Origin of the sequence: Streptomyces sp. NBC_01723 (assembly GCF_036246005.1) — a bacterium.
In the GTDB taxonomy this organism is placed as follows: Bacteria; Actinomycetota; Actinomycetes; order Streptomycetales; family Streptomycetaceae; genus Streptomyces.
The window spans coordinates 1,361,007-1,387,871 of the sequence record NZ_CP109171.1 but is presented as its reverse complement, the minus strand read 5'-3'; the positions used below and the strand labels follow the sequence as shown (position 1 = coordinate 1,387,871).

The window sequence follows — 26,865 nt, the reverse complement described above, 5'->3', positions numbered from 1 at the left end:
GGCCCGACGTAGGCTGGACAGCGCACTTCATCACACACCCGGAGCACCTTTTCGTGAGCGAGCAGCCTCGTCGTCCCCGCAAGCCCGGCAAGCCCTACCGCAGGCCGCAGAAGGACCCCGTCCGCCTGCTCGCCTTCGAGGCGCTTAGGGCGGTGGACGAGCGGGACGCCTACGCCAACCTGGTGCTGCCGCCGCTGCTGCGCAAGGCGCGGGAGAAGGAGGGCCCCGAGAAGTTCGACGCCCGGGACGCCGCCCTCGCGACCGAGCTGGTGTACGGGACGCTGCGCCGGCAGGGGACGTACGACGCGATCATCGCCGACTGCGTCGACCGGCCGCTGCGGGAGGTCGACCCGCCCGTCCTGGACGTGCTGAGTCTCGGCGTGCACCAGCTCCTGGGCACCCGCATCCCCAGCCACGCCGCCGTGTCCGCCTCCGTGGAGCTGGCGCGGGTCGTGCTCGGCGACGGGCGGGCCAAGTTCGTCAACGCCGTGCTGCGCAAGGTGGCGCGGGACGACCTCGACGGCTGGCTGGAGCGGGTCGCGCCGCCCTACGACGAGGATCCCGAGGACCACCTCGCCGTCGTGCACTCGCACCCCCGCTGGGTGGTCTCCGCGCTGTGGGACTCGCTCGGCGGCGGCCGGGCCGGCATCGAGGACCTGCTGGCCGCCGACAACGAGCGGCCCGAGGTGACCCTCGTCGCCCGCCCCGGCCGTGCCACGACCGACGAGCTGCTCGGCGAGGAGGCCGCCGTGCCGGGCCGCTGGTCGCCGTACGCGGTGCGGCTCAGCGAGGGCGGCGAGCCCGGGGCCGTCGAGGCCGTACGCGAGGGCCGCGCGGGTGTGCAGGACGAGGGCAGTCAGCTCGTCGCCCTCGCCCTCGCGGGCGCGCCCCTGGAAGGCCCCGACCGGCACTGGCTGGACGGATGCGCCGGTCCCGGCGGCAAGGCCGCGCTGCTCGGCGCCCTGGCCGCCGAACGCGGCGCCTTCCTGCTCGCCTCGGAGAAGCAGCCGCACCGCGCGGGACTGGTGGCCAAGGCGCTGGACGGGAACCCGGGGCCGTACCAGGTGATCGCCGCCGACGGGACCCGTCCGGCGTGGCGCCCCGGCAGCTTCGACCGCGTCCTGGTCGACGTGCCCTGCACCGGCCTGGGTGCCCTCCGCCGCCGACCCGAGGCGCGCTGGCGGCGCCGGCCCGAGGACCTGGAGGGGTTCGCCCCGCTCCAGCGCGGCCTGCTGCGCGGTGCCCTGGACGCCGTACGGATCGGCGGCGTGGTCGCTTACGCGACCTGCTCACCCCACCTCGCCGAGACCCGCGCGGTCGTCACGGACGTCCTCAAGCAGCACCCCGGCGCCGACCTCCTCGACGCCCGCCCCCTCCTCCCCGGCGTCCCCGCCCTCGGCGAGGGCCCCGACGTACAGCTCTGGCCCCACCTCCACGGCACGGACGCGATGTACCTGGCCCTGATCCGCAGAACCGCATAACGCGCCCCGGAACCCGAAGGGGCGCGGGGAAGTGCGCGAGCATCCACATCCCGCCCGCACCCGACGAACAACCCCCCACCCCCCGGCCCCCCGTCCGGCCACACCCCCGGAGGGCATGGCAGGCTTGGGGCCATGGCCGCGCAGATCAACCCCAGCATCCTCTCCGCCGACTTCGCCCGCCTCGCGGACGAGGCCGAGGCGGTCGCCGGAGCCGACTGGCTCCACGTCGACGTCATGGACAACCACTTCGTCCCGAACCTCACACTCGGCGTGCCGGTCGTGGAGTCGCTGGCCAAGGCGACCGAGACCCCCCTGGACTGCCACCTGATGATCGACGCCCCCGACCGCTGGGCGCCGCAGTACGTGGAGGCCGGGGCCGGTTCCGTCACCTTCCACGTCGAGGCGGCCGCCGCGCCGGTACGGCTGGCCCGGGAGATCCGCGCCAAGGGCGCCCGCGCGTCCATGGCGCTGAAGCCCGCGACGCCGATCGAGCCGTACGAGGACCTGCTCCCCGAACTCGACATGCTGCTGATCATGACGGTTGAACCGGGCTTCGGCGGGCAGGCGTTCCTCGACATCATGCTCCCGAAGATCCGGCGCACCCGTGAGCTGATCAAGAAGCATGGTCTGGAGCTGTGGCTCCAGGTCGACGGCGGCGTGTCGGCGTCGACGATCGAGCAGTGCGCCGACGCCGGAGCGGACGTCTTCGTCGCGGGTTCCGCCGTCTACGGGGCATCCGACCCGGCCGAGGCGGTACGTGCACTGCGCACGCAGGCCGAGTCGGCGACCGCCGGGGCGTCCTGGTCCTGCGACCACTGAGGAACAGAACGTGAACGGCTCCCATCAGGGCTGATCAAGTGCGTCGAATCTGCAAGGATGAACGGCGTATCCAGAGTGTGAACAGCAGTGAGGAGATCGCCGTGTCGGGTATGTCGGCGGGCCGTTCAGCCATGCGGATGGGACCCGCTGAGCTGGTCCAGGCGGCGGCCATGGCCCGCCGCTTCTACCTCGAGGGCAAGTCCAAGATCCAGATCGCGGAGGAGTTCGGCGTCAGCCGCTTCAAGGTGGCCAGGGTCCTGGAGACCGCCCTTGAGCGAGACCTTGTACGAATCGAGATCCGGGTGCCGGCCGAGCTGGACGCCGAGCGCTCGGACGCGCTGCGGGCCCGCTACGGGCTCAGGCACGCCGTCGTGGTGGAGTCCCCGGCCGACGCCGAGGAGACACCCGACCCCGAGAACCTGGGCGAGGTGGCCGCCGACCTGCTCGGCGAGCTGGTCACCGAGGGCGACGTGCTGGGCCTGGCCTGGGGCCGGTCCACCATCCACATGGCGGCGGCGCTCGACCGGCTGCCGCCGTGCACGGTGGTGCAGCTGACGGGCGTGTACGACGCCGGGACCGCCGAACGCGGCTCGGTCGAGGCCGTGCGGCGCGCCGCGCAGGTGTCCGGCGGCGACGCGCACCCCATCTACGCGCCGATGCTCCTGCCGGACGCGGCCACCGCGCAGGCGCTGCGCCACCAGACCGGGATCGCCCGGGCCTTCGAGTACTTCGACAAGGTCACGGTCGCCTGCGTCTCCATCGGCTCCTGGGAGCCGGGCATCTCGACGGTGCACGACATGCTCAGCGACGAGGAGCGCGCGCACTACGCCTCGCTCGGGGTCGCCGCCGAGATGTCCGCGCACCTCTTCGACGCCGAGGGGCGCCGGGTCGGGCGGGACCTGGGGGAGCGGTGCATCACGGTCAAGGCCGACCAGCTCCGCCGCATCCCCGAGGTCGTCGCGATCGCGGGCGGGCAGCGCAAGGCGGCGGCCATCGACGCGGTGCTGCGCTCCGGGCTGGTCACCAGCCTGGTGACGGACACGTCGGCCGCCGACCACCTGATGACGCTGGGCTCGGCACCGAAGTCCACGCTCAACCGGACGGACCCGGACGGGGTCTGACGGAGACTCAGGACGGCACGGACGACCAGAACGGGAGAGGGCACGACATGACCGAGGATCCCGCGGGGCGGCTCGTGGTCACGCTGGACCTCGACGGGGTCACGGACAAGGCGGGCCTGATGGACCGCTGCGCCCGTGACCTGGCCCTGCCCGACTGGTTCGGCCGGAACTGGGACGCGCTCGCCGACTCCCTCTCCGACCCGTCCGTCTGGCCGCCGGAGGCCCAGGAGCGGGGGCTGGTCCTCGTGGTGCGGGGCTGGCGGGCGTACGCCGAGGCGCGGCCGGACGAGTGGACCGTGGCCGAGGAGGTCTTCGCCGAGGCCACCGACCGCGGGCCGGGACTCTTCGTCACGCTCGGACCTGGAGGTTCCTCCAAGGAGGCTCCTGACCAGCCTGGATGATCTGCCCGGGGGTTGCCGGCGCCCGGCCGTGGGAGAATGAAGTACGTGCTCTTTCCCCCTGGCTGACCTGTCCGGGGGCCACCTCTGATCGACTGGGATGTGCAGCACGTGCGTTTCCTGAATGACATCCAGCCCTCGTACGACCTGACGTACGACGACGTTTTCATGGTGCCGAGCCGTTCCGCCGTGGGCTCCCGGCAGGGCGTGGACCTCGGCTCCCCGGACGGCACGGGCACCACCATCCCGCTGGTCGTCGCCAACATGACCGCCATCGCGGGACGCCGGATGGCGGAGACGGTCGCCCGGCGCGGCGGCCTCGTGGTCATCCCGCAGGACATCCCGAACGAGGTCGTCACCGAGGTCGTCTCCTGGGTGAAGAGCCGCCACCACGTCCTGGACACCCCGATCGTGCTGGTCCCGCACCAGACCGTGGCCGACGCGCTGGCCCTGCTGCCCAAGCGCGCGCACAACGCGGGCGTCGTCGTCGACGGTGACCACAAGCCGGTCGGCGTGGTCACCGACACCGACCTGACCGGCGTGGACCGCTTCACCCAGCTCGAAGAGGTCATGTCCAAGGACCTGATCCTCATCGACGCGGACATGGACCCGCGCGAGGCCTTCAACACCCTCGACGCCGCCAACCGGCGCTACGCCCCCGCCGTCGACAAGGACGGCCGCCTCGCCGGCATCCTCACCCGCCGGGGCGCCCTGCGCGCCACCCTGTACACCCCGGCGACGGACGCGAACGGCAGGCTCCGCATCGCCGCCGCGGTCGGCATCAACGGGGACGTCGCGGGCAAGGCCAAGCAGCTCCTCGACGCGGGCGTGGACACCCTCGTCATCGACACCGCCCACGGGCACCAGGAGTCGATGATCAGCGCCGTCAAGGTGGTCCGCGACCTCGACCCGCGGGTTCCGATCGTCGCGGGCAACATCGTCTCCGCCGAGGGCGTGCGCGACCTGATCGAGGCCGGAGCCGACATCGTCAAGGTCGGCGTCGGACCGGGTGCCATGTGCACCACCCGCATGATGACCGGCGTCGGCCGGCCGCAGTTCTCCGCCGTCCTGGAGTGCGCCGCCGAGGCGAAGAAGTACGGCAAGCACGTCTGGGCCGACGGCGGCATCCGGCACCCGCGCGACGTGGCCATGGCCCTCGCGGCCGGCGCCTCCAACGTGATGGTCGGCTCCTGGTTCGCGGGCACCTACGAGTCCCCGGGCGACCTCCAGCACGACGCCAACGGCCGTGCCTACAAGGAGTCGTTCGGCATGGCCTCCGCCCGCGCGGTGCGCAACCGCACCTCCGAGGAGTCGGCGTACGACCGGGCCCGCAAGGGGCTGTTCGAGGAGGGCATCTCCACCTCCCGCATGTTCCTCGACCCGGCCCGCCCCGGCGTCGAGGACCTGATCGACTCGATCATCGCGGGCGTCCGCTCGTCCTGCACCTACGCCGGTGCCGGCTCGCTGGAGGAGTTCGCCGAGAAGGCCATCGTCGGCATCCAGAGCGCAGCCGGCTACGCCGAGGGCAAGCCGCTGCACGCCAGCTGGGGCTGAGCACCGGCTCGCGTCCGAGAAGTGTCAGGGCGGCTTGACGTCAAGCCGCCCTGACGTGACGCTCGACGCATGACGACACCGCAGAGCATCGAGCCGCAGCACACCCTGCTGACCGCCGTGGCCCGCCTCGACGAGCTGCGCGCCCGCGAGTCCCTCGCCGGGACGGGCAGCGACGAGGAAGCCCTCGACCGTCCCCAGCTCCTGGAACTGCTCGCGCTGAGCGAGGTGGTGGCCCGCAAGGCCGCCTACGGACGCCGGCTCACCGTGCGGGCCGCCCGCGAGGCAGGCGCCTCCTGGTCGCAGATCGGGGCCGCCCTCGGCACCAGCAAGCAGGCCGCCTGGGAGGCGCACACGCGCTGGATCGACGCCCAGGAGGCCGCCCGCGACCGGCCCGGCGAGATCGGCCCCGACGCGGCGGAGGTGGCCGAGGCGCGGGCCGTCGCGGGCGATCCCGACAGCCACTGACCAGGGACGATTCACCCTCCGCCGGACCCGCCGCGCAACGCCCCACGGCCTTCGCGCAACGAACACACGCCATGCCCCGTCGAACGCAACGATCGTGCCGGGACGCGCAAGGTTGCTGCATTACCCGGGCCGCGCCCCGCTCGTAGTGTTCTGCGCTGTACGTGGCGTGGCGGGGACCCCGCTCGGTGGGTTCCCGTTCGTTCCGCACGAGCGCGCCCGCCGGTCCCCGCCGCTCCCAGGCCCCGCCACCAGCCCGTCCGCTCACACGGCGGCGCCGACCGGCAGCGACAAAGGAGTCAACGCGTGCTCGACCAAGGCGCACCCCCGCACCACGACGCAACGGCCACCGCACCGTCCCCGGGCCTGGCCGCGCGCCTCATGCGCCGCAAGCCCGTCGAACGACTGGTCGCCGAGGGCGGCCAGGGCGAGGGCGGCAGCCTCCGCCGCTCCCTCGGCCTCTGGCAGCTCACGATGATCAGCATCGGTGCCACCCTCGGCACCGGCATCTTCGTCGTCCTCGGCGAGGCCGTCCCCAAGGCCGGTCCCGCCGTCACGCTCTCCTTCGTCATCGCCGGCCTCACGGCGCTCTTCTCGGCCCTGTCCTACGCCGAACTGGCCGGCACCATCCCGGTCGCCGGATCCTCGTACTCGTACGCCTACGCCACGATGGGCGAGCTGGTCGCCTGGATCTGCGGCTGGTGCTTGATCCTGGAGTACGGCGTGTCGGTGGCCGCCGTCGCCGTCGGCTGGGGCGAGTACCTGAACGAGCTGCTCGACGGCACCATCGGCGTCACCCTCCCCGCCGTCCTGTCGGCGCCACCCGGCGACGGCGGCGTCTTCAACCTGCCCGCGCTGATCGTCGTCCTGCTCGCCATGACGTTCCTGCTGGGCGGCGCCCGCGAGTCCGCCCGGGCCAACACGATCATGGTCGTCGTCAAGATCGCGGCCCTGGTGCTGTTCTGCGCGATCGGCGTCCAGGGCTTCCGCTCCGGCAACTACGAGCACTTCATGCCGCTCGGCATGGCCGGCGTCAGCGCGGCCGGCGCGACGCTCTTCTTCTCCTACATCGGCTTCGACGCCGCCTCCACCGCCGGTGAGGAGGCGAAGAACGCCCAGCGCGACCTGCCCCGCGCGATCATGCTCTCCCTGATCATCGTCACGGTGCTGTACGTCCTCGTCGCGGCCGTCGCCGTCGGCGCCAAGCCCTGGCGGAACTTCACCGACTCCGAGGCGTCCCTCGCGCAGATCATGACCGACGTCACCGGACAGAGCTTCTGGGGCACCCTGCTGGCCTTCTGCGCGGTCGTCGCCATCGCCAGCGTCGTCCTGACCGTGCTCTACGGGCAGACCCGCGTCCTGTTCGCCATGTCCCGCGACGGACTGGTGCCCAGGGTCTTCTCCAAGGTCCACCCGAAGACCGGCGCGCCCCGCGCCAACACCCTGATCGTCTCCCTGTTCTGCGGCGTGCTGGCCGCCGCCATCCCGCTCGGGCAGCTCGCCGACGCCACCAGCATCGGCACCCTCTTCGCCTTCGCCCTGGTCAACGTGGCCGTCGTGGTGCTGCGCCGGACCCGTCCGGAGATGCCCCGCACCTTCCGGGTCCCGCTGTCGCCGGTCCTGCCCGCCCTGGGCTTCGGCTTCTGCGTCTGGATGATGGGCAGCCTGTCCACCGTCACCTGGGTGGTCTTCGGTGTCTGGATGGCGGTGGGGCTCGTGTTCTACTTCGTGTACGGCCACCGCCGCTCCCGACTCGCCACGCCGGACACGTCAGAGGTCCGGACGCACCAGAAGTGAAGTGAACCGCCCGCAGTGCTGAACGAACTCGACGAACGCATCGTGCACGCCCTCGCCGAGGACGCCCGCCGCTCCTACGCGGACATCGGGCAGTCGGTCGGCCTGTCCGCGCCCGCCGTGAAACGGCGCGTGGACCGGCTGCGCGCCACCGGGGCCATCACCGGCTTCACCGTACGGGTCGACCCCGCCGCGCTCGGCTGGGAGACCGAGGGGTTCGTCGAGATCCACTGCCGTCGCAACACCTCGCCGGAGACCATCCAGCGTGGCCTGGAGCGGTACCAGGAGGTCGTGGCCGCGTCCACCGTCACCGGGGACGCGGACGCGGTCGCCCAGGTCTTCGCCTCCGACATGCGGCACTTCGAACGGGTCCTGGAGCGGATCGCCGGGGAGCCGTTCGTGGAGCGGACCAAGTCCGTGCTGGTGCTCTCGCCGCTGCTGCGGCGCTTCTCGTCGGGGTCGCCCACGTAATCGGTGGGCAGGAGGCCCGGTGCCGTCTAGCATCGGTGGCATGACCCGGCGACATTGATCCACCCGTAGCGCCTCCTCCCGAGGGCCGCCCCGGACGCCGTACCTCCGGTGTCCGATCCGCCCCCTCGGGAAGGCCTCATGACTCTCTCACCCGAGCGTGCCCCCGCCACCGCCGGTACCCGGCGGCTGACGCGCACGCTGTACGCCTCCGCGTTCTGCGACGAGTTCGTCCTGCTCTACCCGGTGTACGCGCTGCTGTTCAGCGACACCGGTCTGTCCGTCTGGCAGATCTCCTCCCTGTTCGCCCTGTGGTCGCTGACCGGCGTCCTGCTCGAGGTGCCGTCCGGCGCCTGGGCCGACGCCGTATCCCGGCGGCTGCTCCTGGTCCTCGGCCCGCTGCTCACCGCCGCCGGCTTCGCCCTGTGGGTGCTCGTGCCCTCCTACGGCGCCTTCGCGCTCGGCTTCGTGCTGTGGGGCACGGGCGGTGCCCTCGGGTCCGGCGCGCTGGAGGCGCTGGTCTACGACGAACTGGACCGGGCCGGCGCGGCCGACCGGTACGCCCGGGTGATGGGCCGGGCGCGGGCGGTCGGCATCGCCGCGACGATGACCGCGATGGGCCTGGCCGGTCCGGTGTTCGCCTGGGGCGGCCACGGGGCGGTGGGCGCGGCGAGCGTGCTGGTCTGCCTCGCCGGGGCGGCCGTGGCGACGCGCTTCCCCGAGCACCGCGAACCGTCCGCCGGCGGTCCGGGCTGGACCGCGACCCTGCGCGCCGGACTCGCCGACGCCCGCACCGACCGCTCGGTGCGCGGCGCGCTGCTGCTGGTCCCGGCCGTGACCGCGGTGTGGGGTGCTCTCGACGAGTACACGCCGCTGCTGGCGCTGGACACCGGCGTCGCGGAGGAGACCGTTCCGTGGCTGCTGCTGGTGATCTGGGCCGGAGCCACCGTCGGCAGCCTGCTGGCCGGTGCCGCCGACCGCCTGACCGCCACCGGGTTCGCCGCCCTGCTCACCGGTTCCGCGCTCGCCCTGGCGGTGGGCGCCGCCGCGGGCACCCCGGCCGCCCTGGTCCTGGTCGGGCTCGCCTTCGGCGGATTCCAGCTGGCGACCGTGCTCGCCGACGCGCGTCTCCAGCGGCGGATCGACGACACCGGCCGGGCCACCCTGACCTCGGTCGCGGGCCTCGGCACCGAGCTGGGCACCCTCGCCACCTACGGCGCCTACGCGGTGGCATCCTCGGCGACCGGGCACGGCACCGCGTTCGCCCTGGCCGCGGTGCCGTACCTGCTGACGGCGCTGGCCCTTGTCACCGTCGCGCGGGCTACAACCGCGGCCGCCAGGGCACGACCGTGAAGTCGCCGCTGCCCTTCTTCACCTTCTCGAAGGGGGCCGACCCGACGCACTTGGGCGGTTCCCCGCCCTCCACGGGGCTGCCCGTCGCCGCCCAGCTGTAGCCGAGCCGGTCGTGGCGGCCGAGGTCGTGGACCGTGATGCCGACCCGCCTGCCCTCGGCGCCCGGCAGGTCGGAGTCGGTGATGACGCCGGAGACGACGGCGACGTCGCCGCCGGTCAGGAGGCAGTCGACGGTGGCCTTCGCCCGGGCGCCCCCGCCGTCGAGGTAGTGGCTGAACTCGAACGTCCCGGTCGCCTCGAGCGGGTTGTCGTCGTGCTCCGCCGCGAGGTGGGCGTCGAAGGTGAAGGTGATGTCGTCGCCCGCCGACCGGTAGAGCTTGGCGCTGCCGGTCAGCGCGGCGGCCTCCCGCGGGGGCGGCCCCTGCGGGGTGCCCTCGTGCGGCCCGGACGCGACCGCGGCACCGGTGGTGACGGCGGTGAGCAACAGGGCGGCGCAGAGCGCGGCGGTCGTCGTACGGCTTCGTTTCATGGCGGTCCCTCGGTGGGCGGGTGGCGGCGGACTTGAACGCCCACCACTGTCCCGTCGCCGCACCCCCGCCACATCGCCTTCGGGGCGGGACCGCCCTCCGCCGCGCGGCGGGGAGCGTCCGCCCGGGATGCCACCCGAGGAGGAGCGGGCGCCCCTGCCGGCGCCCCGCCGGGCGGGCCCGGGAGCGTGAACGGGGCGCCCGTCCCGCGCCGCCGGCGGCCGCGCACAACGAATCTCCGCGCCGCGCCCGACGCACGCAACGAACCGCTCTCCGGTGCGCAACAGGTCCGTCTTGTCCGGCCGAGTCCGCCGACCGTACCGTCTATCTGGCCCCCCGACCCCCTCCCACCGGTGAGGAACACGCATGCGCACCGCCCTGCTCCAGAGCTCCGGCCGGCCCGGCTCCACCGCCGAGAACCTCAAGGTCCTCGACGAGGCCGCCGGCCGGGCTGCCGCCGCGGGTGCCGGGCTGCTCGTCACCTCGGAGCTGTTCCTGACCGGGTACGCGATCGGCGACGACATCGGCGTCCTCGCCGAGCCCGCCGACGGCGACTCGGCCGACGCCGTCGCGGAGACCGCCGGGCGCCACGGCCTCGCGATCGCGTACGGCTACCCCGAGCGGGAGGGCGAGCGGGTCTTCAACTCCGTCCAGCTGGTCTCCGCCGACGGCACTCGCCTGGCCAACTACCGCAAGACCCACCTCTTCGGCTGCTTCGAGCGCGACCACTTCACCCCGGGTGAGCAGCCGGTCGTGCAGGCGCGGCTCGACGGCGTCACCGTCGGCCTGATGATCTGCTACGACGTGGAGTTCCCGGAGAACGTCCGCGCCCACGCCCTGGCCGGCACCGACCTGCTGCTCGTGCCGACCGCGCAGATGCATCCGTTCCAGTTCGTCGCCGAGTCGGTCGTGCCGGTGCGGGCCTTCGAGAACCAGATGTACGTGGCGTACGTCAACCGGGCCGGTCAGGAGGGGGAGTTCGAGTTCGTCGGCCTCTCCACCCTCGCCGGGCCCGACGGCACCGCCCGCGCGCGGGCCGGCCGCGCCGAGGAGCTGGTCCTCGGCGACGTGGACCCGGCCCTCCTCGCCGCGTCCCGCGAGCACAACCCGTACCTGAAGGACCGCCGCCCCGGTCTCTACGGGTCCCTCGTCCGAACCCCCACCGCCACCCCCTCCGTTCCACCCGTGCAAGGAGTCCGCACCCCATGACGTCCACCGTGCCCAACGCCGTCGAGCACGCAGACGAGCAGCAGCCGCCGATCACCATGTTCGGTCCGGACTTCCCGTACGCGTACGACGGCTTCCTCGCCCACCCGGCGGGGCTCGGCCAGATACCGGCGACCGAGCACGGCGCCGAGGTCGCGGTCGTGGGCGGCGGCCTGTCCGGCATCGTGGCCGCCTACGAGCTGATGAAGATGGGCCTCAAGCCCGTCGTCTACGAGGCCGACAAGATCGGCGGCCGGCTGCGGACCGTGGGCTTCGACGGCTGCGACGAGTCCCTGACCGCCGAGATGGGCGCGATGCGCTTCCCGCCGTCCTCCACCGCCCTGCAGCACTACATCGACCTGGTGGGGCTCCGGACCAGCCCCTTCCCCAACCCGCTCGCCGAGGCGACGCCCTCCACCGTCGTGGACCTCAAGGGCGAGTCGCACTACGCCGAGACGCTCGACGACCTCCCGCAGGTCTACCGGGACGTGGCCGACGCCTGGGCGAAGTGCCTCGAAGAGGGCGCCGACTTCTCCGACATGAACCGCGCCCTGCGCGAGCGCGACGTCCCGCGCATCCGCGAGATCTGGTCCCGGCTGGTCGAGAAGTTCGACAACCAGACCTTCTACGGCTTCCTCTGCGACTCCGAGGCCTTCAAGTCCTTCCGGCACCGGGAGATCTTCGGCCAGGTCGGCTTCGGCACCGGCGGCTGGGACACCGACTTCCCCAACTCCATCCTGGAGATCCTGCGGGTCGTCTACACCGAGGCCGACGACCACCACCGCGGCATCGTCGGCGGTTCCCAGCAGCTGCCGACGCGCCTGTGGGAGCGCGAGCCGGAGAAGATCGTCCACTGGCCGCACGGCACCTCGCTCGCGTCCCTGCACGCGGACGGCGAGCCGCGCCCGGCCGTGACCCGGCTGAACCGCACCGCCGGCAACCGGATCACGGTGACGGACGCCGACGGCGACATCCGCACCTACCGGGCGGCGGTCTTCACCGCCCAGTCCTGGATGCTGCTGTCCAAGATCGCCTGCGACGACTCGCTCTTCCCGATCGACCACTGGACGGCGATCGAGCGGACCCACTACATGGAGTCGTCCAAGCTCTTCGTGCCGGTCGACCGCCCCTTCTGGCTGGACAAGGACGAGGACACCGGCCGGGACGTCATGTCGATGACCCTCACCGACCGCATGACCCGCGGCACCTACCTCCTGGACGACGGCCCGGACAGGCCCGCCGTCATCTGCCTCTCCTACACCTGGTGCGACGACAGCCTGAAGTGGCTGCCGCTGTCCGCGAACGAGCGGATGGAGGTCATGCTGAAGTCACTCGGCGAGATCTACCCGAAGGTCGACATCAGGAAGCACGTCATCGGCAACCCGGTGACGGTCTCCTGGGAGAACGAGCCCTACTTCATGGGCGCGTTCAAGGCGAACCTCCCCGGCCACTACCGCTACCAGCGGCGCCTGTTCACACACTTCATGCAGGAGGATCTGCCCGAGGACAAGCGCGGCATCTTCCTCGCCGGCGACGACATCTCCTGGACGGCCGGCTGGGCCGAGGGCGCGGTCCAGACGGCGCTGAACGCCGTCTGGGGCGTCATGCACCACTTCGGCGGGGAGACCGACGCGACCAACCCGGGCCCGGGCGACGTGTACGACGAGATCGCGCCGGTGGAGCTGCCCGAGGACTGATCCACCGGGCGGTCCCGGGCGGGTCCGCTCAGACGCCGGCCGCCCGGGCCTTCTCGTACACCTGGGCGGCGACGTCCTTCAGCTCCTCGGCGTCCCGCAGGGTGCTCTGGAGGTCGAGCAGGACCTCGTCGAGGCCGAGGTCGGTGTACGCGGCGAGGTCCGCCACGATCTGGTCGACGCTGCCGTGGAACGGGCGGCGCTCGACGCTGTCGTCGGTCGCCGGGGAGTAGCGGGCGTTGACCCGCAGCGAGGTCCGGATCGGTGCGGTGCGTCCGCACTCCTCGGCCAGCTCGCGCAGCTGCCGCCACTGCGCGGCCACGGCCTCGGCGCCGACGCCGGTGGGCAGCCAGCCGTCGGCGTGGTCGACCAGGCGGCGCCGGGCCCTGCCGCTGCCGGCGGCCAGCAGGATGGGGATCGGGCGGGCGGGCTTGGGCCCGACCACGGCCGACGCGATCTTGGTGACGTGGCCGTCGTAGACCACCGGGTCCGGGCCCCAGACGGCCCGGCACACCCCGATCAGCTCGTCCAGGGCGGCACCGCGCTCGGCGAACGGCCGCACGGAGGCCGCCGCGTACTCGTCGTGGGACCAGCCCGTGCCGAAGCCGGCGACCACCCGGCCGCCGCTGGCCGCGTCCAGTGTGGCGAGCGTCCTGGCCAGCTGGAACGGCACGTGCAGCGGGGCCACCAGGACGCTCGAGCCAAGCTCCGCCCGTTCGGTGGCCGCGGCGGCGAGGGCCAGGGTGACCAGCGGTTCCGCCACGTTGCGGTACTCGTCGGGCCAGGGCAGGCCCTCGATGCCGTACAGCCCCTGGGTGGCGGGTTCGGGGAACAGGGCCCGTTCGAAGACCCAGAGGCTGTCGTAGCCCGTTCGTTCCGCCGCGCGGGCGACGTCGGGGACGTCCTTGCCGAGGTCGTACTGGCGCATCTGGGGGAGGCCGAGTCCGAGCCGGATCGTCATGCCTGGGTGCTCCTTCGCAGTCGGGGTGCGATGTCGCGCATGCTTGCAACGTACAACGAACGGGCCGCGGTTGCCCGTGCGCACCGGCGGCAGCGGCCGGGTTCAGTCCGGCAGCGGGGTGAGCAGCATGCGTCCGGCGAAGCCCACCGCCGCGTCCAGCCGCTCGGTGAACTCCCCGGCGACGTCCGGCAGCCGGCGCAGCGCCCACAGCGCGCGGGCCGCCGCCCAGGTGGCGTCGCGGGCACGGTCCAGGCTCCACGAGCCGAGCAGATGGGTCAGCGGGTCGGCGATCTGGAGGACGTCGGGGCCCGGCATCAGCTCGTCGCGGACGCGCTCCTCCAGCGAGACGAGGAGATCGCCCACGCGGTCGAACTCGTCCTCCAGGTCGACGGGTTCGCAGCCGAGCGTACGGCAGGTGTCCACCACGGCCAGCGCCAGATCGTGACCGATGTGCGCGTTGATGCCCGCCAGCGCGAACTGCAGCGGGCGTACGCCGGGATGGCGGCGGAACTGGAACACGGGCCGCCAGCACGCGGGTGGACGGCGGTCCTCCGCCGCCGCGTCCACGGCGTCCAGGAACCGCTCCGCGAACCGCACGTCCAGCGCGATCGCCGCCCGGGCGTCCGTGAACCGGCCGCTGTCGATGTGCCGGTCGACCTCCTCCGTGACGGAGAGGTAGACGCGGTTGAAGACCGCCACCCCGTCCCGGCCGGGCAGCGCCGCGTCGAGGGCGCGCATCCGGGTCAGCACCGAGTCCACCGTCCGGACGGCCGTCGGTACTTGCTCGCAGTGGGCCATGGCGGCAGCGTCGCAGCTTTAGGGTGACCGCAGTGCCGGCGGGCCCGGCGCTTCCCCAGAACGGGGGAACGCGCCCGCCGCGCGGGGGAGGGGGAACCGTACGTGTCAGGCCATCGTGCCCGGCGCCGGGCCGCTCGCAGGGCGGAGCGCGGACGCGCCGCCCGGCGCGGCGCGATGGCCGCGCTCGCGTCCGTCGTGGTCGCGGTGGGCGCCGCGACCGGCATGCTGACCGCGCTCGGCGACGACGGTGGCGGCGGTGCGGACGAGGCCCGCCCGGCCGTGACGCGGACGCCGTGGCCGAAGCCCCCGCCCGCCGCGCCGTCGCCCTCGGACCCGGCCTCGGCGTCGGTCTCCGCCTCGCCCCCGGTGCGGAAGGCGAGCGGTACGCCCTCTCCGGCGCGGACGGCCCGGACGGCGCCGTCCCGTACCGCCGGGCCCGCCCCCCTGCTCTACCGGCACCCCGAGTCCCAGGTCCTGGAGTGGGTCCGGACCCACCCCGACGATCCGCGCCGGGACGTCATCGCGTCCCGCGTGGCCGGCCACCCGGCCGCCGTCTGGTTCGCGGACTACACGCCCGCCACCCTCACCCCCCGGGTCCGCGCCGTCACCTCCGGGGGCGCCGCCCGGGGCCGGGTGCCGGTCGTCGTGCCGTACGCGATACCCGACCGCGACTGCGGCGGCCACTCCCAGGGCGGGGCGCCGGGTCTGGACGCCTACGACGACTGGATCGACCGGTTCGCGGCCGGGCTCGGCTCCGGCGAGGTCATCGTGATCCTGGAGCCCGACTCGGTCGCGCAGGCCGACTGCCTGTCCGCGGGGGAGCGGGCCGACCGCTTCGCCTCCCTGGCCCGGGCCGGCCGGGTGATGAAGGACGCCAATCCCGCCGCCCGGGTCTACTTCGACGCGGGCCACTCGGGCTGGCACGCGCCCGCCAGGCAGGCGGCCTGGCTGAAACAGGCCGGCGCCGCCTCGCCCGACTCCTCCGACGGCGTCTTCAGCAACGTCTCCAACTTCCACGCCACCGCCGACGAGGTCGCCCACGACCGCGCCGTCCTCGACGCCCTCGGCGGCCCGCCGAGCCTCGGCGCCGTCGTCGACACCAGCCGCAACGGCAACGGGGCGCCGTCCGACGGCGAGTGGTGCGACCCGGCCGGCCGCAGACTCGGGCGCGCGCCGACCCTGCACACCGGCATGGGACGCGTCGACGCCTACCTGTGGGTCAAGCTGCCCGGCGAGTCCGACGGCTGCCGGGGGAAGCCGGGCACCTTCACACCGTCGTACGCCTACGACCTGGCGCGCTGAGCGCCGGGATCGTCGCCCCCGCCCTTCTCGTCGTACGAGGACGTCCCCTCGTCGAGCAGCGGCTGCTGCGTCTTGAGGTGGGCCGGGGCGAACGCCCGCAGCGCGTGGTAGCCGGTGATGACGACCAGGGTGCCGAGCGCGATGCCGCTGAGCGAGAAGGTGTCGGTGAACTCCATACTGACGTTGCCGACGCCGATGATGATGCCCGCGGCGGCCGGCACCAGGTTGAGCGGGTTGCGCAGGTCCACCTTGGCGTTCACCCAGATCTGGGCGCCGAGCAGGCCGATCATGCCGTAGAGGATGACGGTGATGCCGCCGAGGACACCGCCCGGGATGGCCGCCACGACCGCGCCGAACTTCGGGCAGATGCCGAAGAGGAGGGCGAATCCCGCGGCGGCCCAGTAGGCGGCCGTCGAGTAGACCCGGGTCGCGGCCATCACGCCGATGTTCTCGGAGTACGTGGTGTTGGGCGGGCCGCCGACCGCGGTGGACAGCATCGAGCCGACGCCGTCCGCGGAGATCGCCGTGCCCAGCTTGTCGTCGAGCGGGTCGCCGGTCATCTCGCCGACCGCCTTGACGTGCCCGGCGTTCTCCGCGACCAGCGCGATGACGACCGGCAGGGCGACCAGGATCGCCGACCACTCGAAGCTCGGCCCGTGGAAGGACGGCAGGCCGATCCAGTCGGCCTGGCCCACGGCGGACAGGTCCAGCCGCCAGTGGTCGGTGACCTTGCCGCTGCCGTCCACCGAGTGGATCTTCCCGAAGACCAGGTCGAGCACCCAGGACAGGAGGTAGCCGAAGACCAGCCCCAGGAAGATCGCGATCCGGGACCAGAAGCCGCGCAGGCAGACCACGGCCAGACCCGTGAACAGCATCACCAGCAGCGCCGTCCACTGGTCCTGCGGCCAGTAGGTGGACGCGGTGACCGGCGCCAGGTTGAAGCCGATCAGCATCACCACGGCACCCGTGACGATCGGCGGCATCGCGGCGTGGATGATCCGCGCCCCGAAGCGCTGCACGGCGAGACCCACCAGGAACAGCGCGGCGCCGACCACCAGGACCGCGCCGGTCACCGTGGCGCTGGTGCCGCCCTGCGCCCGGATGACCGCGGCGACGCCGACGAAGGAGAGCGAGCAGCCCAGATAGCTGGGGACCCGGCCGCGGGTGGCGAGCAGGAAGATGACGGTCGCCACGCCCGACATCATGATCGCCAGGTTGGGGTCCAGGCCCATCAGGACCGGAGCCACGAAGGACGCCCCGAACATGGCCACCACGTGCTGGGCGCCGAGCCCGGCCGTGCGGGGCCACGAGAGCCGTTCGTCGGGGCGGACCACCGCTCCGGGGGCGGGGGTCTTCCCGTCCCCGTGCAGCTTCCAGCGCACGCCGAGGTCCATGGTGAGGTTTCGCTTTCTCTGTACGTGAGGACGGTCCGGACCATTGTCAGGGACACCGGTCCCGCTCACGTCCCGCCCCCCTCCCCGGCTGACCAGCACCTTCCCGGTGGGTGTCGCCCGGCGGCCGAGCCCCGGGGCGGCGCTCCTCAGGACTGCCGGTCGGGCACGCCCGCGTTCGACGGGCTGATCTTCGGGCGGTCCCGGTCGCCGACGCGCAGCACCTTCGCGAACACCACGAGACAGCAGGCCAGCACGGTCACCAGACCGAACGACACCACCAGGCTGGTCGCCTGGGCCAGCCCGCCGATCGCGCTCGGGGCGACCAGCCCCGAGGTGTACGTGATGGTGGCGACGCCCGCGATGGCCAGGCTCGGGTTGGACCCGGCCCGGCCGGCCGCGGCGAAGCACAGCGGGACGACCACGGCGATGCCGAGGCCCATCAGCGCGAAACCGGTCATCGCCACCGCCGGATGGCCCCCCACGACGACGAGCAGACCGCCGAGCGTGGCCAGTACGCCGCTCACCCGCACCACACGCACCGCGCCGAACCGGTCCACCACCTTGTCGCCGGCCAGCCGGGCCAGCGCCATGGTGAGCGTGAAGCCGGTCGTGCAGGCCGCGGCCAGCCCGGCCGAGGTCTCCAGCTCGTCCCGCAGATAGACCGCTGACCAGTCCAGGCTCGCCCCCTCCGCGAACACCGCGCAGAACCCGACCGCGCCGATCAGCAGCGCCGACCTGGGCGGCAGCGCGAACCGCGGCGGCGGATCCTCGTCCTCGGCGGGCTGGAGGTCCAGCACCCACGTGCAGGCGACCAGGCCCGCCACGGTCAGCACCGCGGCGGCCAGCACGTGGTGCAGCCGGGCGTCCGCGCCCAGGTGGGCGGCGAGGGTGCCGGCGGCCGATCCGATCAGCGCGCCCGCGCTCCACATGCCGTGCAGGCTGGACATGATCGACCGGTCGAGCCGGTTCTCTGTCTCGACGCCTAGCGCGTTCATCGCCACGTCCGACATGCCCGCCGTGGCGCCGTAGACGAACAGGGTGAGGCACAGGGTGAGCAGGTTCGGGGCGAGGGAGGGCAGCACCAGCGCCAGCGTCCACAGCGCCAGCAGACCGCGCAGCGCGGTGCGGGCGCCGAAGCGGTGGCTGACGCTGCCCGCCAGCGGCATCGCGACGGACGCGCCGAGCGCCGGGAACGCCAGCGCGAGCCCCAACTGGCCCGCGCTCACCCCGGCGTGGTCCTGGATCCACGGCACGCGGGTCGCGAAGGAGCCGGTGACGGCGCCGTGCACGGCGAACACGGCCGCCACGGCGTACCGGGACCGCCTCACCTCGCGTTGCCCGTAGGTCACTGTGCTCATGGTCCACCCCTCCGTTTCCGTGCCGCGCGAGCCGCCGGCCGCGGCGTAAACTATCAGGGACCCTGCCTGATAGATAGTGGATTACCGGCGCGCGCCCCGCGCCGCCGATCTGGAAGGATCCCGGCATGCCCGCATCCCCGAGCACCGCCCGGGCCATCAACGACCGGCTCGCCCTCGACCTGCTCCAGCGACAGGGCCCGTTGACGGCAGGGCAGTTGAAGCAGCTGACCGGCCTGTCCCGGCCCACCGTGGCCGACCTCGTCGAACGCCTCTCCGCCTCCGGGCTGATCGAGGTGGCGGGGGAGTCGGGCGAGCAGCGCCGGGGTCCGAACGCCAAGCTCTACGGCATCGTCGCCGGGCGGGCCCACCTCGCCGCCCTCGACGTCCGCACCGAGGGCGTCGCCGTGCTCGTCTCCGACCTGGTGGGCCGGGTGCTCGCCGAGGCGTCCGCGCCGATCGACGACGACTCGGGCACCGGGCCCGCGGTGGAGCAGGCGGTGAGCCTGGTCGAGCGCGCGGCGAAGGAGGCCGGCGCCGACCGGCTGCACACCGTGGGCATCGGCGCGCCCGGCCTGATCGACCCGGCCAGCGGTGAACTCCGCGACTCCAGCGGCCTGCCCGCGTGGCACCGCCGGCTGACGACCGCGCTGCAGGAGAAGTTCCCCGAGGCGCGGGTCGGCGTGGAGAACGAGACCAACCTCGCCGCCCTGGCCGAGCAGCGCGACGGCGCGGCCCGGGACCGGGACACCTTCGTGCTCCTGTGGCTCGGCCTCGGCATCGGCGCCGCCGTCGTCCTCGACGGCACGCTGCGCCGGGGCGTCTCCGGCGGCGCCGGAGAGATCGGCTTCATGCCGGTGCCGGGCACCTCGGGCCTGCCGTCCGCCACCGACTGCGACGGCGGCTTCCACTCCGTCGCCGGGGCGGCGGCGGTGACCGCCCTCGCCGCGGAGCACGGCCTCACCGCGACCCCGGCCGGTCCCGAGCCGTACGCGGCCGCGCTGGTCCGGGAGGCGGTACGCGGCTTCGCCCCGGGCGCCGAACCCTTCTTGGACGCGCTCGCCGACCGGATCGTCCTCGGGGCCGCCGCCGTCGTCTCCGTCCTCGACCCCGGCTGCCTGGTGCTGGCCGGCGAGATCGGCCGGGCGGGCGGCGACGCCCTGGCCACCCGCGTCCAGCACCGCCTCACCCGGATGTCACCCCTCGCCACCGAGGTACGCCCCAGCACCCTGGGCGGCGGCGCCGTTCTGCGCGGCGCCCTCCTCACCGCCCGCGACCGGGCCCAGGACGACCTGTTCGCCCCGCCGGAGCGGTAGCCCAGGAGAGGCTCCCGCTCGTCACCGCCTCCGCGAACCGCCCCGCACGCGGTCAGGGTGCCGGCCGTCGCGCCTCCGCGTCCGTGCCGCCGAAGGCCGACCCGTCCGCCGCCAGCCACAGCAGGACCGCGGGCAGCAGGACCGCCGCTCCCAGCAGCGCCATGAAACCCGCGGCGCTCGCCGCGGACAGGGGCTCCAGGTGCCGGGCGTGGAACAGGAGATGGGCGACGGAGTTCACCAGGTAGGCCACCAGCGCGGTCAGCACCAGACGCCGCTCCATCGCCGCCACCGCCGCGCACAGCACCACGGCGAGGGCGAGGCTCGCGCCGCCGAAGTCCTGGAGCAGATGCTCGTTGTAGGGCGGCAGGTGCGACACCCAGGGCCACTTCCAGAACAGCTCGGGCAGCAGCACGATCCCCAGCCCCAGCACCACCTGCGTACCGGCCAGCAGACCGAGACCCGCCCGCAGCCACGCGCGTCCGCTCATCCGCGCCGCCCGTCCTCCCCGCCGCCGAACCGTGCCGCCAGATACTCCTCGAACGTGCCCGTGCCGACCGCCCGCCCGGGTGCCAGGTGCCCGCCCGCGCGGAACGCCCGGTAAGTCTTCCCCGCCAGCGGCACCTTCACCACGGCCCGCCTGCGTCCCGTCGCGCGCAGATACGCGCGGGCCAGCGACTCGAACGTCCGCACCTCGGGGCCGCCCATGTCGGCCACCCGTCCGGCGGGCGCGCCGGCGGCCAGTGCGGCGAGCCGGTCGGCCACCTCCGCCACCTCGACCGGCTGGTCGCGGATCCCGGCCGGCAGCGGCAGGACCGGCGCCTTGGCCAGCGCCTGGAGCACCTGCACGACCAGGTCGTGGAACTGGGTCGCCCGCAGCACGGTCCAGCCGAGCCCCGACTCCTCGACCGTCCGCTCGACGGCGAGCTTGGACCGGTAGTAGCCGAACGGCACCCGGTCGACGCCGACGATCGAGATGTAGACCAGATGCGCCACCCCGGCCCGCCGCGCCGCCGCGACGAGGTTCGAGGCCGCCCGTTCGTCACCACCGCGCGGTGAGGTCGCGCAGTGCACGACCGTCTCCACTCCGCCGAGCGCCGCGTCCAGTCCGCCACCGTTCTCGCGCAGATCGACGGCGTACGGCCGGCTGTGCCGGCTCAGCACCCGCACCTCGTGCCCGTCCGTGCGCAGCCGTTCGGTGACGAGCCGGCCGAGGGTGCCGGTGCCGCCGGTCACCAGGATGTCGGTCATGCTGCTCAGCCCCTGTCGGACGAGCGGGGCTCCCGGATGGAGCGCCCTGTCGTCACGTCCAGTGTGTCGAGGCCGGTCCCGCCGCGCAGGTCGCCGATTGGGTGGCCCGGCGGCGGGCAAGGGCCGTCGTCACCGCCGCCGGGCCGGTTCTGGCCGGGGGTCAGCAGGCCCCCAGGTCCTGCCAGACGCCCCATTCACCGCTGGTGCCGGGCTCCTCGCCCTTCGTCCACCACTTGGACTTCCACGTGTGCCCCTGGTGGGACACCGTGGTGCCACCGCCGTACGCCGAGGCCGTGTCCCAGGCCGGGGCGGCGCACTCCGTCGGGCCGGGCGACCCGGAGCCCGTGGGGGAGGGGGTGGGTGTCGGCGTCGGGCTCGGGGTGCCGGGGTCGACCGCGGTCGTGCCCCGGGCGAGGTCACCCGTCAGGGCGTACGACTTCCCGCCGAAGGTCACCGTCCAGTTCGACGGCGTCGACACCGGCAGGTGGTACACGAGGTCCACCGTCGTGGAGGCTCCCGGCGCCAGCGACTGCCAGGCGGGCAGCTTCAGCGAGGCGCGGTGGTAGTCGCCCTTGAGTCCGCCCACGTTGCTGCCGGTGTGGTCGCTGCGGACCACCGAAGTACCCCAGCCGGACTGGTCCTTGGCGTTGCCGGGCGCGGACGTGCCGTAGTCGAACCGGAACTCCGTACCGCCCGGCAGCGGCGTGTCCGTGTTGTTGGTGATCTTCAGCTTGGGGCTGATCGGGTAGTTGGAGTCGCCCAGCGGGAACTGGCCGAACTCCACGTCCACGTCCAGCGCCTCGGACGGCATCTCGGTGGTGGCTCGCCGTGCGCCGTACGGAGCGGCCGCCTTGAACGTGTCGTACATCGTGTCGGTCAGCGTCGAACCCGGCACGTACTGCCCCTCGGCCGCGTCCCAGGCGTAGTCCCCGGCCAGCTCCCAGATCATCGTGCCGCCGATGCCGCGGTCGGCCACGTACTCCGCCTTGGCCCGCACCGACTGCTCGTCCTCCGTGGACAGGAAGACCTTCTTCTCGGCGTTCCACAGCCAGGGCGCGACCAGTGTGGCGTCGTACTTGCGGGCGTACGTCCCGGTCAGCCGGGTGTCGGCGGGGAAGCCGTAGTCGGTGACGTAGTCGCCGACGACGCCCTTCTCCAGGTTCTTGGCGTGCCACATGGGGTTGGAACCCGCGGGCGACTCCTCGCCGTCGGTGTCCAGGTCGTGCCACAGGTTGTCGATGCCGACCGCGCCGTCACCGCACTTGGTCAGCCCGGAGCCGGCCGGGCAGTCCGTGGCGGGGGCCCGGCCCCAGAGCCCGTCGGTGCCGCCGGTGACGTTCTTGAAGCCGCGCGTGTAGTACGGCAGCCCGATGTTGATGCGGCCCGCGGGCATCGAGCCGCGGAAGTAGTGGTAGGCCCAGTCGGTGTTGAGGTAGCCGATGCCGCCGTACTGCGAGGTCGTGTAGACGCCCGCGGCGGCGAGTTCCGCGTCCTTGCCGTCGTCGAAGAGCGAGGCGTTGGGGCCGACGTACTCGTTCCAGGCGCCGTGCAGGTCGTACGACATGATGTTGACGTAGTCCAGGTACTTCTGGACCTGGAAGGTCTCCATGCCGCGCAGCAGATACCCGGAGGATGGAGCGGCGACGGAGAGCAGGTAGTGCCGGCCGTCCGCGGCACCCGCGCGGTCGAGCTTCTCGCGCAGCGTCTTCATCAGCGCCGCGTAGCCCTTGACCAGTCCGGCCCGGCGGCCGTTGGCGAAGGACCAGTCCAGCGGGTTGCCCGCGTCCTTCATCGTCGTCGGGTACTCGTAGTCGATGTCGACGCCGTTGAAGCCGTACTTCCGTACGAAGTCGACGGCCGAGTCCGCGAAGGTGTCGATGCCGGCCTGGTTGACCGAGCCGTCCGCGTGGGTGGCCATCGAGTAGAAGCCGCCCGAGTCCACGCGCGAGCCGTCGTCCGCGAAGTAGCCGCCCGTCTCGGCCCAGCCGCCCACCGAGATCATCGTCTTGACGTCGGGGTGCTGCTTCTTGAACTTGCTGAGCAGGTTGAAGTGGCCCTTGTAGGGGAGGTCAGGGTCCATCTCGGCGCCCGCGACCCCGGGCCAGGTCATGCCGGTGGCCGGGTTCTTCGCGCCGTCCGAGCCCACGGAGAGCCGGTTGCCGCCGTCGACGTGCGCGAAGGCGTAGTTGATGTGGGTGATCTTGTCCCACGGGATGTCCGAGGCCAGGTACGCCGGCTTGCCGTCCTTGCCGGTGCGCCAGCTCGTGAAGTAGCCGATCACCCGGCGGGGGTGGTCCGCGCCCATCTTCTCCCGGCCGGCGGAGTCGTAGACCGAGCAGTACGGGACGTCGGTGCCGGGGGTCTCGTAGAGCCCGTCCGGGCGACAGGTCTCCTGGTCGGCGGCTTGCGAGGCGGTGGCCGGGAGTCCGGCGAGGAAGAGTCCGGTGATGGCGGCGGCAGCGGCGAGGAGCGCGGGTCTCGCTCGGCGGCGGGATCTGGAACGTGAGGGGGAAGGCACAGTCGGTTCCTCTCCACGGAAGTTGCGCAGACAGTAGAGAGGACTAGACCAGAGCGTCAATAGGTATGGACCAATTGAAGAGCCCAGTGTGGGCAGGTCAGTTGAGGGGCACGGGGCGGTCGAGCCTGGGTCGAGAAGCGCTCTGTGAGCCACCCCACACACTCCGTCCGCATGGACGGCGATCAGGCGTGGCACACTGGCTCTGTACCAGAAGCAGCGCACTCCGGGGTCGGTGAAAGTCCGAACCGGCGGTTACAGTCCGCGACCCGGTCGCCTCCAGCGACCGGTTGACCAGGTGAAATTCCTGGACCGACGGTTAAAGTCCGGATGGGAGGCAGTGCGCGGCGGGCGGGCATTCGTGCGCGCCGCCGATCTCTGGGCTCGCCCGTCACGGGTGGGCTCGTCCGGCGTCGCCCCAGGTGTCCTCGCTCGCGGTCTCTGTCGTTCTCGACAGCCCCGGAGTCCGTGCCCGAAGAGGCAGGAGGACCCGGGAAGTGTTCACCGGAATCGTCGAAGAGCTGGGCGAGATCACCGCCGTCGAGACCCTCGACGACGCCTGTCGCTTCCGTCTGCGCGGCCCCGTGGTCACCGAGGGGGCCCGGCACGGAGACTCCATCGCCGTCAACGGCGTCTGCCTCACGGTCGTCGACCACGAGGGCGACGAGTTCACCGCCGACGTGATGGCCGAGACCCTGGACCGCTCCAGCCTGGGCGTCCTCACCACCGGCTCCCGCGTCAATCTGGAGCGCCCCACCGCCGTCGGCGCCCGCCTCGGCGGCCACATCGTGCAGGGCCACGTCGACGGCACCGGCGAGATCCTGGAGCGCAAGCCCTCCGAGCACTGGGAGCTCGTGAAGATCTCCCTGCCCGCGGACCTCGCCCGCTACGTCGTGGAGAAGGGCTCCATCACCGTCGACGGCATCAGCCTCACCGTCGTCGACGCCGGACCCGACTTCTTCACCGTCAGCCTCATCCCCACCACGCTCGCCCTGACCACGCTGGGTCTCAAGCAGCCCGGCGACCCGGTCAACCTCGAAGTGGACGTCATCGCCAAGTACGTCGAGCGGCTGCTGGGCGCCCAGGGAGGCACCCGGTGAACTGGCTCAACTCCGAGGCGTTCACGCTCTTCGGCCAGCACATCAAGTGGTCCGACATGATCGGCAACGTGATCGGTCTGCTCGGCCTCGCGCTCGGCTGGCGGCGCTCCATCTGGACCTGGCCCGTGCAGTTCGTCTCCGGACTCGTCCTCTTCACCGCCTTCGCCACCGCCCACCTCTCCGGCAGCGCCGGCAAGCAGATCGTCGTCATGGCGGTCGCCGCCTGGGGCTTCTGGCAGTGGAACCGCGGCCGGCGGCAGAACCAGGACGGCTCCATCGCCGTCCGGTTCGCCACCTGGCGCGAGCGCGGCGTCCTGGCCGCCGCGGCCGCCGCCGGCACCCTCGCGGTGGGCGGCCTGTTCACCGCCTTCCCGACCCTGTCCTGGGACCCCTGGCCGGACGCCTACATCTTCGTCGGCACCGTCGTCGCGATGTACGCCCAGGCGCGCGGCATGGTCGAGTTCTGGTTCGCCTGGCTGCTCGTCGACCTGGTCGGCGTCCCGCTGAACTTCGCCAACGGCTTCGCCTTCTCCGGCTTCGTCTACGTCCTCTACGGCGCGCTCGTCCTGTGGGGCCTGCGCGACTGGTGGCTGCGCTCCCGCACCGCGGCGCGGCCCGTCCCGGAAGGAGCGCCCGCATGAGCACCCGCCCGTCTCCCACCGCCGCCCTGAACGAGGCGCTTCGCGCCGCACCTCTTGGCCCGCCCCTCCTCTACAGCCCCGACGGCATCGACGACCTCTCGCTCGACCCGGTCGAGCGGGCCATCGCCGACATCGCCGCCGGACGCCCGGTCGTCGTCGTCGACGACGAGAGCCGCGAGAACGAGGGCGACCTCGTCATCGCCGCCGAGAAGGCGACCGAGGAGATCGTCGCCTTCATGATGAGCGAGTGCCGCGGCCTGATCTGCGCCCCCATGGAGGGCGACGAACTGGACCGGCTCCGGCTCCCGCAGATGGTCGACGACAACACCGAGTCGATGAAGACCGCCTTCACCGTCTCCGTCGACGCCACCGCCGCCCACGGCGTGAGCACCGGCATCTCGGCCTCCGACCGCGCCACCACCCTCCAGCTCCTCGCGAGCGGCACCGCCGAACCCACCGACCTGGTCCGCCCCGGCCACATCTTCCCGCTGCGCGCCCGCTCCGGCGGCGTCCTCGTCCGCGACGGCCACACCGAGGCCGCCGTCGACCTGGCCCGCCTCGCGGGGCTGCGCCCGGCCGGCGCCATCGTCGAGATCGCCGGCGAGGACGGGCGGATGCTGCGGCTGCCCGAGCTGATCCCGTTCGCCCGCAAGCACGGCCTGACGATCATCTCCATCGAGGACCTCATCGCCTACCGCCGCAGCGCGGAACCGACCGTCCGCCGCGAGGCCGAGGTCCACCTCCCCACCCGGCACGGCGAGTTCACCGCGTACGGCTACCGCTCCACCGTCGACGGCGTCGAGCACGTCGCCCTCGTGCACGGCGACGTAGGCGACGGCACCGACGTCCTGGTCCGCATCCACTCCGAGTGCCTCACCGGCGACGTCTTCGGCTCCCAGCGCTGCGACTGCGGTCCCCAGCTCGACGCCTCCCTGGACCGCATCCAGGCCGAGGGGCGGGGCGTGGTCGTCTACCTGCGCGGCCACGAGGGGCGCGGCATCGGCCTGATGTCCAAGCTGCGCGCCTACGAACTCCAGGAGCGCGGCCGGGACACCCTCGACGCCAACCTGGAACTGGGCCTGCCCGCCGACGCCCGCGACTACGGCGCCGGCGCCCAGATCCTCCAGGACCTCGGCGTACGCTCCGTCCGCCTGATGACCAACAACCCGGACAAGAGCGACGCCCTCGTCCGGCACGGCATCGACGTCACCGGCCGCGAGCCGATGCCCGTCCAGGCCGGCGAGCACAACCTCCGATACCTGCGCACCAAGCGGGACCGGATGGGACACGACCTGCCCTGGCTGGACACGAAGCCCGTGTCCACCTGCGGCAACCAGTAAGCAAGCAGCAACGCGAGG

24 protein-coding genes and 1 riboswitch are annotated in these 26,865 nt (G+C 72.9%); of the genes, 16 read left to right on the top strand and 8 right to left on the bottom strand.

Annotated features, from left to right (window positions below; genetic code table 11):
* The first annotated feature begins 53 nt into the window (after positions 1-53).
* From OIE75_RS06590 to OIE75_RS06550, 9 genes are all read left to right on the top strand, one after another.
* Entirely contained in the window at positions 54-1,481 is a 1,428-nt protein-coding gene (locus tag OIE75_RS06590) for an RsmB/NOP family class I SAM-dependent RNA methyltransferase (protein WP_329469946.1), read from the top strand.
* A 132-nt stretch (positions 1,482-1,613) separates the two neighbouring features.
* The gene (gene rpe / locus OIE75_RS06585; protein ID WP_234958265.1) at positions 1,614-2,300 is read left to right on the top strand and encodes a ribulose-phosphate 3-epimerase; all 687 of its coding nucleotides are present in this window, start codon (positions 1,614-1,616) and stop codon (positions 2,298-2,300) included.
* Between the two features lie 77 nt (positions 2,301-2,377).
* Positions 2,378-3,421, top strand: a complete 1,044-nt coding sequence (locus OIE75_RS06580; protein WP_122617166.1) for a sugar-binding transcriptional regulator — start codon at positions 2,378-2,380, stop codon at positions 3,419-3,421.
* Between the two features lie 47 nt (positions 3,422-3,468).
* A complete protein-coding gene (locus OIE75_RS06575) occupies positions 3,469-3,822 on the top strand; it encodes a barstar family protein (protein WP_161332823.1) in 354 nt (117 codons plus the stop codon).
* 108 nt (positions 3,823-3,930) lie between these two features.
* Positions 3,931-5,373, top strand: coding sequence for a GuaB1 family IMP dehydrogenase-related protein (locus OIE75_RS06570; RefSeq protein ID WP_329469942.1), 1,443 nt, complete (start codon positions 3,931-3,933; stop codon positions 5,371-5,373).
* 69 nt (positions 5,374-5,442) lie between these two features.
* Positions 5,443-5,838, top strand: coding sequence for a hypothetical protein (locus tag OIE75_RS06565; RefSeq protein ID WP_329469940.1), 396 nt, complete (start codon positions 5,443-5,445; stop codon positions 5,836-5,838).
* A gap of 303 nt (positions 5,839-6,141) precedes the next feature.
* Positions 6,142-7,632, top strand: coding sequence for an amino acid permease (locus OIE75_RS06560; protein ID WP_307010496.1), 1,491 nt, complete (start codon positions 6,142-6,144; stop codon positions 7,630-7,632).
* A gap of 15 nt (positions 7,633-7,647) precedes the next feature.
* Positions 7,648-8,100, top strand: a complete 453-nt coding sequence (locus tag OIE75_RS06555) for an Lrp/AsnC family transcriptional regulator (RefSeq protein ID WP_125490424.1) — start codon at positions 7,648-7,650, stop codon at positions 8,098-8,100.
* A 138-nt stretch (positions 8,101-8,238) separates the two neighbouring features.
* Positions 8,239-9,450: an MFS transporter gene (locus OIE75_RS06550; protein ID WP_307010494.1), complete on the top strand. Its 1,212-nt coding sequence runs from the start codon at positions 8,239-8,241 to the stop codon at positions 9,448-9,450.
* Here the strand turns inward: OIE75_RS06550 and OIE75_RS06545 are convergent.
* Entirely contained in the window at positions 9,419-9,979 is a 561-nt protein-coding gene (locus OIE75_RS06545) for a Repetin (protein ID WP_329469938.1), read from the bottom strand. The two genes, OIE75_RS06550 and OIE75_RS06545, sit on opposite strands and share 32 nt — an antisense overlap.
* A 364-nt stretch (positions 9,980-10,343) precedes the next feature.
* Here OIE75_RS06545 and OIE75_RS06540 point away from each other — a divergent pair, with 364 nt between their 5' ends.
* Positions 10,344-11,186: a carbon-nitrogen hydrolase family protein gene (locus OIE75_RS06540; protein WP_329469936.1), complete on the top strand. Its 843-nt coding sequence runs from the start codon at positions 10,344-10,346 to the stop codon at positions 11,184-11,186.
* Entirely contained in the window at positions 11,183-12,880 is a 1,698-nt protein-coding gene (locus OIE75_RS06535; protein WP_329469934.1) for a flavin monoamine oxidase family protein, read from the top strand. Before OIE75_RS06540 ends, OIE75_RS06535 begins: the two co-directional genes overlap by 4 nt.
* Before the next feature lie 28 nt (positions 12,881-12,908).
* Here OIE75_RS06535 and OIE75_RS06530 read toward each other — a convergent pair whose 3' ends face one another.
* Together OIE75_RS06530 and OIE75_RS06525 are read right to left on the bottom strand one after the other, a co-directional pair.
* A complete protein-coding gene (locus OIE75_RS06530) occupies positions 12,909-13,838 on the bottom strand; it encodes a TIGR03619 family F420-dependent LLM class oxidoreductase (protein ID WP_329469932.1) in 930 nt (309 codons plus the stop codon).
* Positions 13,839-13,940: 102 nt separating this feature from the next.
* Entirely contained in the window at positions 13,941-14,636 is a 696-nt protein-coding gene (locus OIE75_RS06525; protein WP_329469930.1) for a DUF5995 family protein, read from the bottom strand.
* Between the two features lie 174 nt (positions 14,637-14,810).
* On the opposite strand from OIE75_RS06525, the gene OIE75_RS06520 reads away from it, so the two are divergent.
* The gene (locus OIE75_RS06520; protein ID WP_329473941.1) at positions 14,811-15,938 is read left to right on the top strand and encodes a glycoside hydrolase family 6 protein; all 1,128 of its coding nucleotides are present in this window, start codon (positions 14,811-14,813) and stop codon (positions 15,936-15,938) included.
* Here the strand turns inward: OIE75_RS06520 and OIE75_RS06515 are convergent.
* Both OIE75_RS06515 and OIE75_RS06510 read right to left on the bottom strand, forming a co-directional pair.
* Positions 15,920-17,332, bottom strand: coding sequence for a uracil-xanthine permease family protein (locus tag OIE75_RS06515; RefSeq protein ID WP_125490431.1), 1,413 nt, complete (start codon positions 17,330-17,332; stop codon positions 15,920-15,922). The genes OIE75_RS06520 and OIE75_RS06515 overlap by 19 nt on opposite strands.
* A gap of 146 nt (positions 17,333-17,478) precedes the next feature.
* Positions 17,479-18,690, bottom strand: coding sequence for an MFS transporter (locus tag OIE75_RS06510; RefSeq protein ID WP_329469927.1), 1,212 nt, complete (start codon positions 18,688-18,690; stop codon positions 17,479-17,481).
* Between the two features lie 125 nt (positions 18,691-18,815).
* On the opposite strand from OIE75_RS06510, the gene OIE75_RS06505 reads away from it, so the two are divergent.
* Positions 18,816-20,003, top strand: coding sequence for an ROK family transcriptional regulator (locus tag OIE75_RS06505; RefSeq protein ID WP_307010476.1), 1,188 nt, complete (start codon positions 18,816-18,818; stop codon positions 20,001-20,003).
* A gap of 52 nt (positions 20,004-20,055) precedes the next feature.
* Here OIE75_RS06505 and OIE75_RS06500 read toward each other — a convergent pair whose 3' ends face one another.
* From OIE75_RS06500 to OIE75_RS06490, 3 genes are all read right to left on the bottom strand, one after another.
* Positions 20,056-20,490: a hypothetical protein gene (locus OIE75_RS06500; RefSeq protein WP_329469925.1), complete on the bottom strand. Its 435-nt coding sequence runs from the start codon at positions 20,488-20,490 to the stop codon at positions 20,056-20,058.
* Positions 20,487-21,251, bottom strand: coding sequence for an SDR family oxidoreductase (locus OIE75_RS06495; protein WP_329469923.1), 765 nt, complete (start codon positions 21,249-21,251; stop codon positions 20,487-20,489). The genes OIE75_RS06500 and OIE75_RS06495 overlap by 4 nt, the downstream gene beginning before the upstream one ends.
* Positions 21,252-21,411: 160 nt before the next feature.
* Positions 21,412-23,769: a chitinase C-terminal domain-containing protein gene (locus OIE75_RS06490; RefSeq protein ID WP_329469921.1), complete on the bottom strand. Its 2,358-nt coding sequence runs from the start codon at positions 23,767-23,769 to the stop codon at positions 21,412-21,414.
* A gap of 214 nt (positions 23,770-23,983) precedes the next feature.
* Positions 23,984-24,114, top strand: a riboswitch (FMN riboswitch).
* Between the two features lie 149 nt (positions 24,115-24,263).
* Between OIE75_RS06490 and OIE75_RS06485 the strand changes: the two genes are divergently transcribed.
* Genes OIE75_RS06485 through OIE75_RS06475 form a run of 3 tightly spaced genes read left to right on the top strand, consistent with a single transcriptional unit; the run spans position 24,264 to position 26,847 of the window.
* A complete protein-coding gene (locus OIE75_RS06485; RefSeq protein WP_307010468.1) occupies positions 24,264-24,866 on the top strand; it encodes a riboflavin synthase in 603 nt (200 codons plus the stop codon).
* A complete protein-coding gene (locus OIE75_RS06480) occupies positions 24,863-25,507 on the top strand; it encodes a nicotinamide mononucleotide transporter family protein (protein ID WP_307010467.1) in 645 nt (214 codons plus the stop codon). Before OIE75_RS06485 ends, OIE75_RS06480 begins: the two co-directional genes overlap by 4 nt.
* Entirely contained in the window at positions 25,504-26,847 is a 1,344-nt protein-coding gene (locus OIE75_RS06475; RefSeq protein WP_329469918.1) for a bifunctional 3,4-dihydroxy-2-butanone-4-phosphate synthase/GTP cyclohydrolase II, read from the top strand. Before OIE75_RS06480 ends, OIE75_RS06475 begins: the two co-directional genes overlap by 4 nt.
* Positions 26,848-26,865 lie beyond the last annotated feature (18 nt).